Here is a 17,429-nt window from a genome sequence, read left to right as displayed (position 1 = left end):
AGCAGACAATCCGGCCGTCGTGGTGGAACTGGTAGACACGCTATCTTGAGGGGGTAGTGGCGAAAGCTGTGCGAGTTCGAGTCTCGCCGACGGCACCAAACAAGGAGGCACCGGCAGTCGTGCGACTGGCGGTGCCTCAACACAGAGCGCACGATGAACCTGGCCGATTACCTTCCTGTCTTGCTTTTCATTCTGGTGGGCCTGGTCGTCGGCGCGCTGTGCCTGGCGATCGGGGCGGCGCTCAAGCCGCACAAGGCCGATCCCGCCAAGAACTCCCCCTACGAATGCGGCTTCGAGGCCTTCGAGGACGCGCGCATGAAGTTCGACGTGCGCTACTACCTCGTGGCCATCCTGTTCATCCTGTTCGACCTGGAAATTGCCTTCCTCTTCCCCTGGGCGGTGTCGCTGCGCGAGGTTGGATTGACCGGGTTCGTGGCCGTGCTCATCTTCCTGGCCATCCTGGTCGTGGGCTTCGCCTACGAGTGGAAGAAGGGCGCGCTGGATTGGGAATGACGGCAGCGCCACGGCGCGCCGTCCGGAGTTGCGGACATGAATGAGCAGTTTCAGCAGAAGGGCTTCGTGCTCACCGGCATCGATGCCGCGGTCAACTGGGCCAAGACCGGCTCGCTCTGGCCGGTGACCTTCGGCCTGGCCTGTTGCGCGGTCGAGATGATGCACGTGGCGGCACCGCGCTACGACCTGGCGCGCTTCGGCGCCGAGGTGTTCCGCGCCAGTCCGCGCCAGTCCGACCTGATGATCGTCGCCGGCACGCTGTGCAACAAGATGGCGCCGGCGCTGCGCAAGGTCTACGACCAGATGGCCGAGCCGCGCTGGGTGATCTCCATGGGCTCGTGCGCCAACGGCGGCGGCTACTACCACTACAGCTACTCGGTGGTGCGCGGCTGCGACCGCATCGTGCCGGTCGACGTCTACGTGCCGGGCTGCCCGCCGACCGCCGAGGCGCTGCTCTACGGCATCATCCAGTTGCAGCAGAAGGTGCGCCGCACGCACACCATCGCCCGGAGCTGAGCATGGCCGATTACGCAATTGCCATCGACGTCCTGCGCGACCACGTCGCCGCCGCCCTCGGCGAGCTGGCCCAGGACATCAAGGTCGCGCGCGGCGAGGTCACGGTGACCGTCGCGGCGGCGCATTACCTCGCCGCCATGACGGCCCTGCGCGACGCGCCGGCGTGCCGCTTCGAGCAGCTCATCGACCTGTGTGGCGTCGACTACTCGACCTACGGCGACGGCACCTGGGAGGGCGCGCGCTTCGCCGTGGTCTCGCACCTGCTGTCGGTCAGCCTGAACCAGCGCGTGCGCGTTCGCGTGTTCTGCGTCGACGACGAATTCCCGGTGATCGGCTCGGTCAACGGCATCTGGAGCGCGGCCAACTGGTTTGAGCGCGAGGCCTTCGACCTCTACGGCATCGTGTTCGAGGGCCACCCGGACCTGCGCCGCATCCTGACCGACTACGGCTTCATCGGCCACCCGTTCCGCAAGGACTTTCCGCTCTCGGGCCACGTCGAGATGCGCTACGACGCCGAGCGCCAGCGCGTGATCTACGAGCCGGTGACGATCGAACCGCGCGAGATCACGCCGCGCGTGATCCGCGAGGACAACTACGGCGGATTGCATTGATGACACGCGCCCACGCTCATCATTTCGTGTATTCGCTGCCCCCCGAGGGGGCCGTGGCCGACCTCGGAGCGGTCCGGCGGGAGTCCTGATATGGCCGAGATCAAGAACTACACCCTGAACTTCGGGCCGCAGCACCCGGCCGCGCACGGCGTGCTGCGCCTGGTGCTCGAGCTCGACGGCGAGGTCGTGCAGCGCGCCGACCCGCACGTCGGCCTGCTGCACCGCGCCACCGAGAAGCTGGCCGAGCACAAGACCTACATCCAGTCGCTGCCCTACATGGATCGTCTCGACTACGTGTCCATGATGAGCAACGAGCACGCCTACTGCCTGGCGGTCGAGAAGCTGCTGGGCATCGAGGTGCCGATCCGCGCCCAGTACATCCGCGTGATGTTCTCCGAGATCACGCGCCTCTTGAACCACCTGATGTGGCTGGGCTCGCACGGGCACGACTGCGGCGCGTCGACCATGCTGCTCTACACCTTCCGCGAGCGCGAGGACCTGTTCGACATCTACGAGGCGGTGTCCGGCGCGCGCATGCACGCGGCCTATTTCCGCCCCGGCGGCGTGTACCGCGACCTGCCCGACAGCATGCCGCAGTACAAGCCCAGCAAGGTGCGCAGCGCGCGCTCGCTGGAACAGCTCAACGCGAACCGCCAGGGCTCGCTGCTCGACTTCATCGAGGACTTCACCGAACGCTTCCCGGGCCTGGTCGACGAATACGAGATCCTGCTGACCGAGAACCGCATCTGGAAGCAGCGCACCGTCGGCGTCGGCGTGGTCACGCCCGAGCGTGCCCTCAACCTGGGCCTGACGGGTCCCATGCTGCGCGGCTCGGGCGTGGCCTGGGACCTGCGCAAGAAGCAGCCCTACGAGGTCTACGACCGGCTCGACTTCGACATCCCGGTCGGCAAGACGGGTGACAGCTACGACCGCTACCTGGTGCGCGTCGAGGAGATGCGCCAGTCCAACCGCATCATCCGGCAGTGCATCGACTGGTTGCGCGCCAACCCGGGCCCGGTGATCGTCGACAACTACAAGGTGGCGCCGCCGCCGCGCGAACGCATGAAGTACGGAATGGAGGACCTGATCCACCACTTCAAGCTGTTCACCGAAGGCATGCACGTGCCCGAGGGCGAGGCCTACGCGGCGGTGGAGCACCCCAAGGGCGAATTCGGCATCTACATCGTCAGCGATGGCGCCAACAAGCCGTATCGCCTCAAGATCCGCGCCGCCGGCTTTGCCCACCTGGCGGCGTTCGACGAGCTGGTGCGCGGGCACATGCTGGCCGACGCGGTGGCCATCATCGGCACGCTCGATGTCGTGTTTGGAGAGATTGATCGATGAGCAAGACGGTTGCCGAGGCGCCCTCGGCCGAGCTTTCCGAGGCCACGCGCGCGCGCTTCGCGCGCGAGCTGCCCAAGTACCCGCCCGAGCGCCGGCAGTCGGCGGTGATCGCCTGCCTGGCCATCATCCAGCAGGAGCAGGGCTGGATCAGCCCCGAGAGCGAGAAGGCGGTGGCCGAGTACCTGGGCATGCCGCCCATGGCGGTGCACGAGGTCACGACCTTCTACAACATGTTCAACCAGCAGCCGGTGGGGCGCTTCAAGCTCAGCGTGTGCACCAACCTGCCGTGCCAGTTGAGCGGGGGCTCCAGGGCGCTCGAATACCTGCAGCAGACCCTGGGGGTCGAGGACGGCGGCACCACGGCCGACGGCCTGTTCACCGTGCACCACTGCGAGTGCCTGGGTGCCTGCGGCGATGCGCCGGTGCTGCTCGTCAACGACAACGACATGTGCAGTTTCATGAACGAAGAGCGGCTGCGCGAGTTGGTCGACGCGCTGCGCGCGGTGGAGGTGGCGCGATGACGCTCGACCAGGTGCTGGCCCGCTATGCCGCAACGGGCACCGAATCGTGCTTCCACGACCGCCACATCGAGCCGCAGATCTGTGCCGGCCTGGACGGCCGCAACTGGCGCCTCAAGGACTACGAGGCGCGCGGTGGCTACCAGGCGCTGCGCAAGATCCTCGGCCAGGATGGCGGGGAAGGCCTGACGCCCGAGCAGGTGATCGCCACCGTCAAGGAGTCCGGCCTGCGCGGGCGCGGCGGCGCGGGCTTTCCGACGGGCCTGAAGTGGAGCTTCATGCCGCGCCAGTTTCCGGGCCAGAAGTACCTGGTCTGCAACTCCGACGAGGGCGAGCCCGGCACCTTCAAGGACCGCGACATCCTGATGTACAACCCGCACATCGTGATCGAGGGCATGGCGATCGCCGCCTACGCCATGGGCACGAGCGTGGGCTACAACTACATCCACGGCGAGATCTATCGCGTCTACGAGCGCTTCGAGGCCGCACTGGAAGAAGCGCGGGCCGCCGGCTACCTGGGCGAGCGCATCCTGGGCAGCGACTTCAGCTTCCAGTTGCACGGCTACCATGGCTTCGGCGCCTATATCTGCGGCGAGGAAACCGGCCTGCTGGAATCGCTCGAGGGCAAGCCCGGCAAGCCGCGCTTCAAGCCGCCGTTCCCGGCCAGCTTCGGCCTCTACGGCAAGCCGACGACGGTCAACAACACCGAGACTTTTGCTGCCGTGCCCTGGATCATCCGCCACGGCGGTGCGGCCTACCTGGCCTGCGGCAAGCCCAACAACGGCGGCACCAAGATCTACTCGATCAGCGGCGACGTCGAGCGCCCCGGCAACTACGAGATCCCGATGGGCACGCCGTTCCCGAAGCTCCTGGAACTGGCGGGTGGCATGCGCGGCGGCCGCGCGCTCAAGGCCGTGATCCCGGGTGGTTCCTCGTCGCCGGTGCTGCCGGCGGAGATCATGATGAACTGCACGATGGACTACGACAGCATCGCCAAGGCCGGCTCGATGCTGGGTTCGGGCGCGGTCATCGTGCTCGACGACACGCGCTGCATGGTCAAGTCGCTCATGCGCCTGTCGCATTTCTACATGCACGAATCCTGCGGCCAGTGCACGCCCTGCCGCGAGGGCACGGGCTGGCTCTGGCGCGTGGTCGAACGCATCGAGAACGGCGAGGGGCGCCCGGCCGACATGGACCTGCTCGATTCGGTGGCGGGCAACATGATGGGGCGCACCATCTGCGCGCTGGCCGACGCGGCGGCGATGCCGGTGCGCGGCATGATCAAGCACTACCGCCACGAGTTCGAGCACCACGTCGAGCACAAGCAGTGCATGGTTCCGACGTACGTGTAGCCACCGCCCTGGAAGAGACTCATGGTTGAACTGGAAATCAATGGCCAGAAGGTCGAGGTCGCAGAAGGCAGCGTGCTGATGCAGGCGGCGGAGAAGGCCGGCATCTACATTCCGCACTTCTGCTACCACAAGAAGCTGTCGATCGCGGCCAACTGCCGCATGTGCCTGGTCGACATCGAGAAGATGCCCAAGCCGATGCCGGCCTGTGCCACGCCGGTGACGCAGGGCATGATCGTGCGCACCAAGAGCGAGAAGGCCATCAGCGCGCAGTACGACGTGATGGAGTTCCTGCTCATCAACCACCCGCTCGACTGCCCGGTGTGCGACCAGGGCGGCGAATGCCAGCTGCAGGACCTGGCCGTCGGCTACGGCCATTCCGGCACGCGCTACGAGGAAGAAAAGCGCGCCGTCGAGCCCAAGGAGGTCGGCCCGCTGATCTCGATGAAGGAGATGACGCGCTGCATCCACTGCACGCGCTGCATCCGCTTCGGCATCGAGATCGGCGGCATCATGGAATTCGGCATGGCCAATCGTGGCGAGCTGTCCGAGATCCAGACCTACGTCGGCAGCACCGTCGATTCCGAGCTGTCGGGCAACATGATCGACATCTGCCCGGTCGGCGCGCTCACCAGCAAGCCGTTCCGCTTCACGGCGCGCACCTGGGAGCTGTCGCGCCGCAAGAGCATCAGCCCGCACGATTCCACCGGCGCCAACCTGATCGTGCAGGTCAAGGCCAACCGCGTCATGCGCGTGGTGCCGTTCGAGAACGAGGCCGTCAACGAGTGCTGGATCGCCGACCGCGACCGCTTCTCCTACGAGGCGCTGAACAGCGAGGAGCGCCTGACCCGGCCCATGCTCAAGCAGGGCGGGCAGTGGCAGGAGGTGGACTGGCAGACCGCGCTCGAATACGTGGCCAACGGCCTGGCCGACGTGCGCGACAAGCATGGCGCCGGGTCGATCGGCGTGCTCGCGAGTCCGCACAGCACGCTGGAGGAGCTGTTCCTGGCCGGCGCCCTGGTGCGTGGCCTGGGCAGCCAGAACATCGATTACCGCCTGCGCCACACCGAATTCGTCGCGCCCGAGGGCGTGCGCTGGCTGGGCCGCTCGATCGCCTCGCTGTCCGAACTGCAGTCGGTACTGGTGGTGGGCGGCAACCTGCGCAAGGACCACCCGCTGTTTGCCGCGCGCGTCCGCCAGGCGGCGCGCCAGGGCGCGGCCGTGGCAGCGCTCACCTCGCCGGCCCTGCTCAGGGCCGCCGACGCCTGGGCCATGCCACTGGCCGCCACGGTGCTCGGCGAGCCCGGCGACTGGGCGCGCCTGCTGGCTGACGTCGCGGCCGCGGTCGCGGCCGACAAGGGCGTCCCGGCGCCGGCCGAGGGCGAGGCCAGCGCAGCCGCGCAGGCCATCGCCCGCGTGCTGCTGTCGGGCGAGCGCAAGGCCATCCTGCTGGGCAATGCCGCGGCGCAGCACCCGAACGCGGCCAGCCTGCTGGCGCTGGCACAGTGGCTGGGCGAGCAGGCCGGGGCCACCGTGGGCTACCTCACCGAGGCCGCCAATACCGTGGGCGCCCAGGTCGTGCACGCGCTGCCGCGCGAAGGCGGCCTGAACGCGGCGCAGATGCTGGGTGGGGGCCTGAAGGCGGCGCTGCTGCTCGGCTGCGAGCCGGGGCCCGACACCCGCGGCGTGCCGCTGGCCGGCTGCGACATGGTGGTCACGCTCAGTCCGTTCAAGACCAACCTCGACGTCAGCGACGTGCTACTGCCGATCGCTCCCTTCACTGAGACCTCGGGCACCTTCGTCAACGCCGAAGGCCGCGTGCAGAGCTTCCACGCGGTGGTGGCGCCGCTGGGCGAAACGCGTCCGGGCTGGAAGGTGCTGCGCGTGCTGGCCGACCTGCTGCAGGCCGGGCTGCCACCCTACCAGACCTCGCAGGAGGTGCTGGCGGCGGCCCTGGGTGCGCAGGACGTCGCGATGATTCCGCCCGAGCGGCTGGACAACCGCACCGAGGCACCGATCCGCCTCGATGCGGGCGCCGTCGCGCTGGCGCCGATCGGCATCTACCAACTCGATGGCCTGGTGCGGCGCGCGCCAGCGCTGCAACTGACCACCGATGCCCGTGAGGGGAGCGCCGCATGATCGACGCCTTTTACAACGGCGGCCTGGGGCTGCTGGCCAGTCCCTGGTGGACCGACATCGCCTGGCCGGTGATCTGGAACCTGATCAAGATCGTCATCGTGCTGGTGCCGCTGCTGGCCGCCGTCGCCTACCTGACGCTGTGGGAGCGCAAGCTGCTGGGCTGGATGCAGGCGCGCATGGGCCCGAACCGGGTCGGCCCCTGGGGCCTGCTGCAGCCGATCGCCGATGCCGTCAAGCTGCTGACCAAGGAGATCATCCAGCCCACGGCCGCCGCCAAGGGCCTCTTCTTCCTTGGGCCGCTGATGGCGATCATGCCGGCGCTGGCGGCCTGGGTGGTGATTCCGTTCGGGCCCGAGGTGGCGCTCGCCAACGTCAACGCCGGCCTGCTGCTGGTGATGGCGATCATGTCGATCGAGGTCTACGGCGTCATCATCGCCGGCTGGTCGTCCAACTCGAAGTATCCGATCCTGGGCGCGCTGCGCGCCTCGGCCCAGATGGTGAGCTACGAGATCGCCATGGGCTTCTGCTTCCTGGTGGTGCTGATGGTCTCGGGCAGCCTGAACCTGACCGACATCGTGATGGGGCAGGCACGCGGCATGGCCGCCGGCCATGGGCTGAACTTCCTGTCCTGGAACTGGCTGCCGCTGCTGCCGATCTTCATCGTCTACTCGATCTCCGTCGTCGCCGAAGTCAACCGCCACCCCTTCGACATGGCCGAGGGCGAGTCCGAGATCGTCGCCGGCCACATGGTCGAATACTCGGGCATGGGCTTCGCGGTGTTCTTCCTCGGCGAATACGCCGCCATGCTGCTGGTGTCGATCCTGGCGGTCGTCATGTTCCTGGGCGGCTGGCTGCCGCCGCTGCAGTTCCTCGACTTCATTCCCGGCTGGATCTGGCTGATCGGCAAGACCTTTTTCATGGTCTCACTGTTCATCTGGTATCGCGCCACCTTCCCGCGTTTTCGCTATGACCAGATCATGCGCCTGGGCTGGAAGGTGTTCATTCCGGTCACGCTGATCTGGCTGCTGGTCGTCGGCGCCTGGATGTTCAGTCCTTGGAACATCTGGCATTGAAGGAGCAAGCATCATGGCTTCCGTAACCGCCTCACCATTCTCCATCCGCGACTTCCTCAAGAGCTTCGTGCTGGTCGAACTGTTCAAGGGCATGGTGCTGACCGGCCGCTACGCGCTCAGCCGCAAGGTCACGATCCAGTACCCGGAGGAGAAGACGCCGCTGTCGCCGCGCTTTCGCGGCCTGCACGCGCTGCGCCGCTACGAGAACGGCGAGGAGCGCTGCATCGCCTGCAAGCTGTGCGAGGCGATCTGCCCCGCGATGGCGATCACCATCGAGTCGGCCGAGCGCGAGGACGGCACGCGTCGCACCACGCGCTACGACATCGACCTGGCCAAGTGCATCTTCTGCGGCTTCTGCGAGGAGAGCTGCCCGACCGACTCCATCGTCGAGACGCACATCCTCGAGTACCACGGCGAGAAGCGCGGCGACCTGTACTACACCAAGGACATGCTGCTGGCGATCGGCGACCGGTACGAGCCCCAGATCGCGGCCGCGCGCGCGGCCGACGCCCCCTACCGCTGAATGGCCTGAACCCACCACGGACAAGAATTCATGGACGTCCAGACCGGCTTCTTCTACCTGTTCTCCCTGGTAATGCTGTTCGCGGCATTCCGGGTGATCACCGCGCGCAACCCCGTGCACGCGGTGCTGTACCTGATGCTCGCCTTCTCGCAGGCCGCCGGCGTGTGGCTGCTGCTGAAGGCCGAGTTCCTGGCCATCGTCCTGGTGCTGGTGTACCTGGGCGCGGTGATGGTGCTGTTCCTGTTCGTCGTCATGATGCTCGACATCCATATCGAACGTCTGCGACAGGGTTTCTGGCGCCACTTTCCGCTCGCGCTGGCGATGGGCGCGCTGATCTCGCTGGAGATGGCGCTGGTGCTGTTCGGCGGCTTCCGGGTCGACAGCGCGCCTGAAATGCCGGAGACCGTGGCGCGCATGGCCGGCCAGGTGGCGCAGTACTCCAACACCAAGGAGCTCGGCGTGCTGATGTTCACCGAGTACCTCTACCCGATCGAGATCGCCGCCGTGATCCTGCTGGTGGCGATGGTCTCGGCGATCGCGCTGACGCTGCGCCAGCGCAAGGACAACAAGGCGATCGACGCCTCGCTGCAGGTGCGCGTGCGCCCGCAGGACCGGCTGCAGATCGTGCAACTGGCGCCCACGCGCGCGGCGGCGGCGCCGGCCGAGGCGTCGGCATCCAGCCCGGAGGGAACCCCGTCATGACCCTGTCGCTTGCGCATTACCTGACCCTGGGCGCGATCCTGTTCGCGCTCGCCATGGTCGGCATCTTCCTGAACCGCAAGAACCTGATCGTGCTGCTGATGGCGATCGAGCTGATGCTGCTGGCGGTCAACACCAACTTCGTGGCGTTCTCGCATTACCTGGGCGACATGCACGGCCAGGTGTTCGTGTTCTTCGTCATGACGGTGGCCGCGGCCGAGGCGGCCATCGGCCTGGCGATCCTGGTCCTGCTGTTCCGCAACAAGACCTCGATCAACGCCGACGAACTCAACTCGCTCAAGGGCTGACGGAAGATGAACCCGACACTTTCCGCCACGACACTGCTGGCCATTCCGCTGCTGCCGCTGGCCGCGGCGCTGATCGTCGGCATCTTCGGCACCGCGCTGGGGGGCAACCTGCTGGGTCGCCGGGCCGCGCACGGCATCACGATCCTCGGCGTCTTCATCTCCTTCGTGCTGTCGGCCATCGTGCTCAAGCAGGTCGCGCTGGATGGCGCCTGGTTCGAGGGCACGATCTACCAGTGGGCCAGCGCCGGCACGCTGAAGATGGAAGTCGGCTTCCTGGTCGACGCGCTCACCGCCACCATGATGTGCGTGGTTACCTTCGTGTCGCTGGCGGTGCACATCTACACCATCGGCTACATGGCGGACGACCCGGGCTACAACCGCTTCTTCTCCTACATTTCGCTGTTCACCTTCTCCATGCTCATGCTGTGCATGAGCAACAACTTCCTGCAGCTGTTCTTCGGCTGGGAGGCGGTGGGCCTGGTGTCCTACCTGCTGATCGGCTTCTGGTTCCAGCGCGAATCGGCGATCCAGGCCAACCTGAAGGCCTTCATGGTGAACCGGGTCGGCGACTTCGGCTTCATCCTGGGCATCGCCCTGGTGCTGGCCTACACCGGCTCGCTCAACTACCTCGAGGCGTTCGGCCAGGCCGAGGCGGTCGCCACCGTGCTGCTGCCTGGCACCGACTGGCTGGTGCTCAGCGTGGCCTGCATCTGCCTGTTCGTCGGCGCCATGGGCAAGTCGGCGCAGTTCCCGCTGCACGTCTGGCTGCCCGATTCGATGGAGGGCCCGACCCCGATCTCGGCCCTGATCCACGCCGCCACCATGGTGACGGCCGGCATCTTCATGGTGGCGCGCATGTCGCCGCTCTACGAGTTCTCGGACGCGGCACTCAACCTGGTGCTGGTGATCGGCGCCATCACCGCGCTGTTCATGGGCATCCTGGGTATCGTGCAGAACGACATCAAGCGCGTCGTGGCCTACTCGACGCTGTCGCAGCTCGGCTACATGACGGTGGCGCTGGGCGCGTCGGCCTACTCGGCGGCGATCTTCCACCTGATGACGCACGCCTTCTACAAGGCCCTGCTGTTCCTCGGCTCGGGTTCGGTGATCCTGGCCATGCACCACAACCAGGACATCCGCTGGATGGGCAACCTGCGCAAGTACATGCCGATCACCTGGATCACCTTCCTGATCGGCACGCTGTCGCTGGTGTCGACGCCGTTCTTCTCCGGCTTCTATTCCAAGGACGCGATCATCGAGGCGGTGGGCGCGAGCAACCTGCCGGCCTCGGGTTTCGCCCACTTCGCCGTGCTCGCCGGCGTGTTCGTCACGGCGCTGTATTCGTTCCGCCTGTATTTCCTGGTGTTCCACGGGCCCGAGCGCTACGACCAGGACCCGCACGCGCACGAGCACGACGATCATGGGCACGGCCACGGCGGCAAGCCCAGGGAGCAGCCCTGGGTCGTGACGCTGCCGCTGGTGCTGCTGGCGATTCCCTCGGTGCTGATCGGCTACTTCACCCTGATGCCGATGCTGTTCAGTGACTTCTTCGGCCAGTCGATCGTCACCGACCTGGCGCGTCACCCGGCCATGGCCGAGCTGCGCGAGATGGTGCATGGCCCGCTGGCAATGGCGCTGCACGCGGTGCAGACGCTGCCGTTCTACCTCGCGCTGGCGGGCTTCGCCGTGGCCTGGTACTGCTACATGGCGCGCCCCGACCTGCCGGCCAGGATCGCCAGCGCCGTGCGGCCGCTCTACGTGCTGCTGGAGCGCAAGTACTACATGGACGAGCTGTGGATCAAGGTGCTGGCCGGCGGCTCGCGCCTGCTCGGCACCGGCCTGTGGCAGGGCGGCGATCGCGCGCTGATCGACGGCGCCGTGGTCAACGGCTCCTGGCGCCTGGTGGGCTGGGCCGCGAGCGTGACGCGCTGGCTGCAGTCCGGCTACCTCTACCACTACGCGCTGGCCATGGTCCTCGGCCTCTTCGTGCTGATGTCGTACTTCGTCTGGCTCGGCCGCTAAGCATCGCTACAGGATAAGAACACATGGCCTGGTTGAGCCTTTCCATCTGGACGCCGATCGTCTTCGGCGTCATCCTGCTGGCCTTCAATCGCGACGCGCAGGCACCCCTGGTGCGCTGGATCGCGCTGGCCGGCTCGCTGCTGTCGTTCCTGGTGACGGTGCCGCTCTACACGCGCTTCGACACCACCACGGCGGACATGCAGTTCGTCGAGAACACGCCCTGGATCGAACGCTTCAACGTCAACTACCACCTGGGCGTCGACGGCCTGTCGGTGTGGTTCGTGCTGCTGACGGCCTTCATCACGGTGATCGTGGTGCTGGCCGGCTGGGAAGTGATCCAGCGCAAGGTCAACCAGTACATGGCGGCCTTCCTGATCCTCTCGGGCATGATGATCGGGGTCTTCACCGCGCTCGACGGCATCCTGTTCTACATGTTCTTCGAGGGCACGCTGGTGCCGATGTACCTGATCATTGGCGTCTGGGGCGGCCCCAACCGCATCTACGCGGCGTTCAAGTTCTTCCTCTACACCTTCATGGGCTCGCTGCTCATGCTGGTCGCCTTCATCTACCTGTACGCCGTTTCGGGCGGCAGCTTCGATGTCGCGACCTGGCAGGCGCTGCCGCTGCCGGCGACGGCCCAGACCCTGCTGTTCTTCGGCCTGTTCGCCGCCTTTGCCGTCAAGGTGCCGATGTGGCCAGTGCATACGTGGTTGCCGGACGCGCACGTCGAGGCGCCGACCGGCGGCTCGGTGGTGCTGGCGGCGATCATGCTCAAGCTGGGCGCCTACGGCTTCCTGCGCTTCTCCATCCCGATCGCGCCGGACGCCGCCAACGAGTGGGCCTGGCTGATGGTGGCGCTGTCGCTGGTGGCGGTGATCTACGTCGGCGTGGTGGCGCTGGTGCAGCCGGACATGAAGAAGCTGGTGGCCTATTCGTCGGTCGCGCACATGGGCTTCGTCACCATGGGCTTCTTCATCTTCAACGAGATGGGCGTGACCGGCGGCATCGTGCAGATGATCGCGCACGGCTTCGTCTCGGGGGCCATGTTCCTGTGCATCGGCGTGCTGTACGACCGCCTGCACACGCGCCAGATCGCCGACTACGGCGGCGTCATCAATTCGATGCCGCGCTTCGGCCCGTTCGCCCTGCTGTTCTTCATGGCCAACTGCGGCCTGCCCGGCACCGCCGGCTTCATTGGCGAGTGGATGGTGATCCTGGGCAGCGTGCAGGCCAACTTCTGGCTCGGCCTGCTGTTGGCCACGGCGCTGATCTCGGGCGCCGGCTACTCCCTGTGGATGTTCAAGCGCGTCTACTTCGGCGCCGTCGGCAACGAGAAGGTGCGGGCCATGCCCGACATCGGCGCGCGCGAATACCTGGTCATGACCCTGATGGCCATCACCGTGCTCTGGATGGGCCTGTATCCGGCCACCTTCACCGACCTGATGGGCCCGTCGGTCTCCCGGCTGCTGGAGCAGGCGGCGATCTCGAAACTCAATTGAGCGCACCCACAGCTTCTGAGGATTGCACAGAATGATTGACCAACTCAGTTGGATCGCCGTCTACCCGGAGGTCGTGCTCCTGGTGATGTCCTGCGTGATTGCGCTGGTGGACCTGCTGGACCGGCGCGCGACGCGCCCGGTCGCCTATGTCCTGACGGTGCTGACGCTGCTGGTGCTGGCGGTGCTGACCGGTTACTTCGCGCTGGCCATGTCCAGCGGCGCCGACACCCTCTACGGCTTCGGCGGGATGGTGGTGAGCGACGCCATGGCCAACTGGCTCAAGTGCTTCGCCGCGCTGGCCCTGCTGGTGACCTTCGTCTATTCGCGCACCTACGTTGCCAGCCGCGACATGCTGCGCGGCGGTGAATGGTACGTGCTCGGCCTGCTCGGCCTGCTGGGCGTGTTCGTGATGATCTCGGCCAGCCACTTCCTGACCCTGTACCTGGGGCTGGAGTGCCTGGCGCTGTCCAGCTATGCCCTGGTGGCGCTGCGGCGCGACCTGCCCGACGCCACCGAGGCGGCGATGAAATACTTCGTGCTCGGCGCCATGGCCTCGGGCTTCTTGCTGTACGGCCTGTCCATGCTGTACGGCGCCACCGGCACGCTGGACATCAACGCGACCTTCCAGGCCATCGCCAGCGGCCAGATCAGGCACCAGGTGCTGGTGTTCGGCGTCGTGTTCGTGGTTGCCGGGCTGGCCTTCAAGTTCGGCGCGGCGCCGTTCCACATGTGGGTGCCCGATGTCTACGAGGGCGCCCCGACGGCGGTGACCCTGTTCCTGGGCGCCGCGCCCGAGCTGGCCTCGTTCGCGATCGCCGTGCGCCTGCTGGTCGAGGGCCTGCTGCCGCTGGCGCTCGACTGGCAGCCGATGCTGGGCGTGGTGGCCGTGGCCTCGCTGCTGGTCGGCAACATCGTCGCCATCGCGCAGACCAACATCAAGCGCATGCTGGGCTATTCGGCGATCTCGCACATGGGCTTCGTGCTGCTCGGCCTGATGTCGGGCGTGGTCGGCGAGAGCGATGTGCTCACGGCCAACGCCTACAGCTCGGCGATGTTCTATGCCGTGGTCTACGTGCTGACCACGCTGGTGAGCTTCGGCGTCATCATGCTGCTGGCGCGCGATGGCTTCGAGAGCGACCAGATCGCCGATTTCGCCGGGCTGAACCAGCGCAGTCCGCTGTACGCCGGCATCATGGGCATCTGCATGCTCTCGCTCACGGGCTTTCCGCCGATGGTGGGCTTCCAGGCCAAGCTGGCGATCCTGCAGGCACTGGTCAGCACCGAGCTGCCCCTGTACATCGGCCTGGCGGTGTTCGCGGTGATCATGTCGCTGATCGGCGCCTTCTACTACCTGCGCGTGATCAAGGTCATGTATTTCGACGACCTGCCGGCGGCGCTGCCGTCGGGGCCGATCGCGGCGCCGATCGACATGCGCTGGATGCTCACCGTCAACGGCCTGGCGCTGCTGGTGCTGGGCCTGGTGCCTGGCGGCCTGATGAGCCTGTGCGCGCGCGCCATCGAGCAGATGCTGGCCACCTGATGTCGCAGCAACTGAGCATCTGGCTCGTGATCCTGCTGGCGGTACTGGCTGCCAACCTGCCTTTCCTGAACGAGCGCGTGCTGGCGATCTGGCCGCTGCGCGGGCATCGCAAGCTGCTCGGCGTGCGCCTGCTCGAGCTGGTGCTGTGGTATTTCATCGTCGGCGCCATCGGCCTGGCGCTGGAGCAGCGCGCCGGCCAGATCTATCCGCAGGGCTGGCAGTTCTATGCGATCACCGCCGCGCTGTTCCTGACGTTTGCATTCCCGGGTTTCGTGTTCCGCTACCTGGTGCGCCACCGGAGATAGGCGGTGGCGACCACCGACCTGACCGAGCGGCAACTGGACAGCGAGGAGCTGTTCAAGGGCCGCCTGCTTCACGCCTTCCGCGACCGCGTGCGCCTGCCGGGCGGCACCGAGGGCACGCGCGAGTACGTGCGCCATCCGGGCGCCGTGATGATCATTCCGCTGCTGGAGCGCGCGGGGGGCCGCGTCGAGGTGGTACTGGAGCGCCAGTATCGCTACCCGGTGGGCCAGACCCTGATCGAATTTCCCGCCGGCAAGCTCGACGCGGGGGAGGGGGCGCTGGCCTGCGGCGTGCGCGAGCTGCGCGAGGAGACCGGCTACCGCGCGCGCGAATGGGCGCGCGCCGGCGTGCTGCACCCGGTGGTGTCGTATTCGACCGAGGTGATCGAGATCTGGTTCGCACGCGGCCTGAGTGCCGGCGCCCGCCAGCTCGACGAAGGCGAGTTTCTCGAGGTGTTCAGTGCACCGCCCGGCGAGTTGCTGGACTGGTGCCGCACTGGGCGCGTGACCGACGCCAAGACCCTGGTGGGCGCGCTTTGGCTGCACAATGTGCTCGATGGCGCCTGGTCCCTCGATTGGCAAGCGGCGCCCGAATCGTCGTTGCAGCCATGAAAGTGCTCGATCTTCAATGCTCCCAGGGCCATGCCTTCGAGGGCTGGTTCGCGTCGGAAGAGGACTTCCAGGCGCAACTGGGGCGCGGCCTGGTGGCCTGCCCGCTGTGCGGCGACAAGGCGCTGGCCAAGCTGCCGAGCGCGCCGCGCCTGAACCTGCGTGCCGGCGAGGCGCCCGCGCGTCCGGCGGTTCGCGCGTCAGCGCCACCGGATCCGGCCAGGCCGGGGACCGAGGCGGTCGCCGCGCTGCCGCAGCAGGCCCTGCAGGCGGCCTGGATGCAGATGGTGCGCCGCGTGCTGGCGCAGACTGAGGACGTGGGCGAGCGCTTTGCCGAGGAGGCGCGCCGCATCCACTACGGCGAGGCCGAGGGGCGCGGCATCCGCGGCCAGGCCACGCGCGCGCAGACCGAGGAATTGCAGGAGGAGGGCATCGCCGTCATGCCGTTGCCCCTGCCCGAGGGCATGGAGGGCCCGCTGCAGTAGACGATCGGAGCGCCGGCTGCTCCGTGGCGGCCGGATGACGAATGAACTCGCGGCGCTTGGATGACGCGCCTGCAGCGCATCCGGGGGTGACGGTCGGTGCGTTGTCCGCGGAAGACCCGGCGCGGGCCCACCCGAGACCGCAAGTTGTCAGCGAGGGCGGTGTTGGCGGGCGCACGGCGCGCTCAGTCAGCCGGCGAACGTGGTCGAAGCCGCCGAATTCAATGTCGATGCGGCTTTCGAGAGGCTCGCGCTGTCGTTTCCCAAGAGGTTGTTCACCCGAGGTGAAGGAAGATGGAGGTTCTCAAGCCAACCGTCTTACTTCAGGACTCCCCGGATGAACATCCACAAGAATGCCTCAATGACACCCAAAGGTCGAGCCCACCTGGTGCGCGAGATCGATCGGATCGGGCTTAAGAAGGCGGCTGCAGCCGCCGGCGTGAGCGAGCACACGGCACGCAAGTGGCGCAGACGCCATGCAGCTGAGGGCCTGGCCGGATTGCTGGACCGCAGCAGCCGGCCTGGGCACAGCCCCAGGCGCAGCGATGCGGGCAAGATCGAGCGGGCGGTGGCACTGCGGCGCACCCAGCGCCTGACCTATGAGCGCATTGCCGAGCGTGTGGGCCTGTCCACGAGTGTCGTGGCACGGGCGTGCAAGGCCGCTGGCGTAGCGCAGTTGCCTGCCCTTGAGGACAAGCCTGCCGTGCGCCGCTACGAACGCGCTGCGCCCGGGCAGCTGCTGCATCTGGACACCAAGAAGCTCGCGCGCTTTGACAAGCCCGGCCACCGCGCCACGGGCGATCGCACACAGAACTCGCGCCGTGCTGGCTGGCAGGCGCTGCATGTGGCCATTGACGACCACTCGCGTGTGGGCTTCAGCCTGGTGCTGGCCGACGAGAGTGCCAGCAGCGCCTGCGCCTTCGTGCTGGCGGCGCTGCGCTACTACAAGGCCCTGGGCGTGAAGGTCGAGCAAATCATGACCGACAACGGTTCGGCCTACAGGTCAAGGCGCTTTGCCACGCTGCTGCGTCGCCTGGGAATCAGGCATGTGCGCACCCGGCCCTACACGCCCAGGACCAACGGCAAGGCCGAGCGTTTCATCCAGACCTTGCTGCGCGAATGGGCCTACGCGTTCGTCTATCCCAGCTCGGCGCATCGCACCGAGGAGTTGCAGCCCTGGATGTATCACTACAACTTCCATCGGCCGTACTCTGCCGTCGCGCACAAACCGCCCATCACCCGCCTCGGCTTTGAGGGGAACAACGTGGTGAGAAACTACAACTAGTGTAGTGTTTGATTCTTGAGGGAACATAAATGAATTACCTATCTCCAATGGTCTACTTCGGTTTGCATTGGAGCGAGCAATTGCGAGTTGCCCCGAC

18 protein-coding genes and 1 tRNA gene are annotated in these 17,429 nt (G+C 66.8%); all 19 read left to right on the top strand.

What is annotated here, in order from left to right; genetic code table 11:
• Window positions 1–13: 13 nt before the first annotated feature.
• The 19 genes from PKA16_RS11615 (at window position 14) to PKA16_RS11525 (ending at window position 17,332) form a co-directional block, all read left to right on the top strand.
• Window positions 14–98, top strand: a tRNA-Leu gene (locus tag PKA16_RS11615).
• A 55-nt stretch (window positions 99–153) separates the two neighbouring features.
• Window positions 154–513 (top strand): NADH-quinone oxidoreductase subunit A, encoded by a 360-nt coding sequence (locus PKA16_RS11610; protein WP_324403387.1) that lies wholly within the window; start codon window positions 154–156, stop codon window positions 511–513.
• Window positions 514–549: 36 nt separating this feature from the next.
• Window positions 550–1,029, top strand: coding sequence for an NADH-quinone oxidoreductase subunit B family protein (locus tag PKA16_RS11605; RefSeq protein ID WP_324403386.1), 480 nt, complete (start codon window positions 550–552; stop codon window positions 1,027–1,029).
• 2 nt (window positions 1,030–1,031) lie between these two features.
• Entirely contained in the window at window positions 1,032–1,640 is a 609-nt protein-coding gene (locus tag PKA16_RS11600) for an NADH-quinone oxidoreductase subunit C (RefSeq protein WP_324403385.1), read from the top strand.
• 90 nt (window positions 1,641–1,730) lie between these two features.
• Window positions 1,731–2,984 (top strand): NADH-quinone oxidoreductase subunit D, encoded by a 1,254-nt coding sequence (locus PKA16_RS11595; protein ID WP_324403384.1) that lies wholly within the window; start codon window positions 1,731–1,733, stop codon window positions 2,982–2,984.
• On the top strand, window positions 2,981–3,505 hold the full coding sequence (locus PKA16_RS11590) for an NAD(P)H-dependent oxidoreductase subunit E (protein WP_324403383.1): 525 nt from the start codon (window positions 2,981–2,983) through the stop codon (window positions 3,503–3,505). Before PKA16_RS11595 ends, PKA16_RS11590 begins: the two co-directional genes overlap by 4 nt.
• The gene (nuoF, locus tag PKA16_RS11585) at window positions 3,502–4,854 is read left to right on the top strand and encodes an NADH-quinone oxidoreductase subunit NuoF (RefSeq protein WP_324403382.1); all 1,353 of its coding nucleotides are present in this window, start codon (window positions 3,502–3,504) and stop codon (window positions 4,852–4,854) included. Before PKA16_RS11590 ends, nuoF begins: the two co-directional genes overlap by 4 nt.
• A 21-nt stretch (window positions 4,855–4,875) precedes the next feature.
• On the top strand, window positions 4,876–6,990 hold the full coding sequence (nuoG, locus tag PKA16_RS11580) for an NADH-quinone oxidoreductase subunit NuoG (RefSeq protein WP_324403381.1): 2,115 nt from the start codon (window positions 4,876–4,878) through the stop codon (window positions 6,988–6,990).
• Window positions 6,987–8,063 carry an NADH-quinone oxidoreductase subunit NuoH gene (gene nuoH, locus PKA16_RS11575; RefSeq protein WP_324403380.1) on the top strand — a complete coding sequence of 359 codons (1,077 nt, stop codon included), beginning with the start codon at window positions 6,987–6,989 and terminating at the stop codon, window positions 8,061–8,063. The genes nuoG and nuoH overlap by 4 nt, the downstream gene beginning before the upstream one ends.
• Window positions 8,064–8,076: 13 nt before the next feature.
• Window positions 8,077–8,586 (top strand): NADH-quinone oxidoreductase subunit NuoI, encoded by a 510-nt coding sequence (gene nuoI / locus PKA16_RS11570; RefSeq protein ID WP_324403379.1) that lies wholly within the window; start codon window positions 8,077–8,079, stop codon window positions 8,584–8,586.
• A gap of 30 nt (window positions 8,587–8,616) precedes the next feature.
• Window positions 8,617–9,288: an NADH-quinone oxidoreductase subunit J gene (locus PKA16_RS11565; RefSeq protein WP_324403378.1), complete on the top strand. Its 672-nt coding sequence runs from the start codon at window positions 8,617–8,619 to the stop codon at window positions 9,286–9,288.
• Window positions 9,285–9,593 (top strand): NADH-quinone oxidoreductase subunit NuoK, encoded by a 309-nt coding sequence (gene nuoK, locus PKA16_RS11560; protein WP_324403377.1) that lies wholly within the window; start codon window positions 9,285–9,287, stop codon window positions 9,591–9,593. The genes PKA16_RS11565 and nuoK overlap by 4 nt, the downstream gene beginning before the upstream one ends.
• A gap of 6 nt (window positions 9,594–9,599) precedes the next feature.
• Window positions 9,600–11,615, top strand: coding sequence for an NADH-quinone oxidoreductase subunit L (gene nuoL, locus PKA16_RS11555; RefSeq protein ID WP_324403376.1), 2,016 nt, complete (start codon window positions 9,600–9,602; stop codon window positions 11,613–11,615).
• A gap of 23 nt (window positions 11,616–11,638) precedes the next feature.
• Window positions 11,639–13,114 carry an NADH-quinone oxidoreductase subunit M gene (locus tag PKA16_RS11550; protein ID WP_324403375.1) on the top strand — a complete coding sequence of 492 codons (1,476 nt, stop codon included), beginning with the start codon at window positions 11,639–11,641 and terminating at the stop codon, window positions 13,112–13,114.
• Between the two features lie 31 nt (window positions 13,115–13,145).
• A complete protein-coding gene (gene nuoN, locus PKA16_RS11545; RefSeq protein ID WP_324403374.1) occupies window positions 13,146–14,654 on the top strand; it encodes an NADH-quinone oxidoreductase subunit NuoN in 1,509 nt (502 codons plus the stop codon).
• Complete coding sequence (locus PKA16_RS11540) at window positions 14,654–14,959, top strand: DUF2818 family protein (RefSeq protein ID WP_324403373.1); 306 nt, start codon at window positions 14,654–14,656, stop codon at window positions 14,957–14,959. Before nuoN ends, PKA16_RS11540 begins: the two co-directional genes overlap by 1 nt.
• Window positions 14,960–14,962: 3 nt before the next feature.
• The gene (locus tag PKA16_RS11535) at window positions 14,963–15,568 is read left to right on the top strand and encodes an NUDIX hydrolase (protein ID WP_324403372.1); all 606 of its coding nucleotides are present in this window, start codon (window positions 14,963–14,965) and stop codon (window positions 15,566–15,568) included.
• On the top strand, window positions 15,565–16,050 hold the full coding sequence (locus PKA16_RS11530; protein WP_324403371.1) for a DUF1178 family protein: 486 nt from the start codon (window positions 15,565–15,567) through the stop codon (window positions 16,048–16,050). The genes PKA16_RS11535 and PKA16_RS11530 overlap by 4 nt, the downstream gene beginning before the upstream one ends.
• Window positions 16,051–16,384: 334 nt before the next feature.
• Complete coding sequence (locus tag PKA16_RS11525; protein ID WP_324403401.1) at window positions 16,385–17,332, top strand: IS481 family transposase; 948 nt, start codon at window positions 16,385–16,387, stop codon at window positions 17,330–17,332.
• Window positions 17,333–17,429: the final 97 nt, after the last annotated feature.

It is taken from the genome of Ottowia sp., from assembly GCF_035325765.1.
In the GTDB taxonomy this organism is placed as follows: Bacteria; Pseudomonadota; Gammaproteobacteria; order Burkholderiales; family Burkholderiaceae_C; genus Ottowia.
Note: the sequence above shows the minus strand (reverse complement) of the source record. Positions and strands in the feature narration are given on the sequence as shown.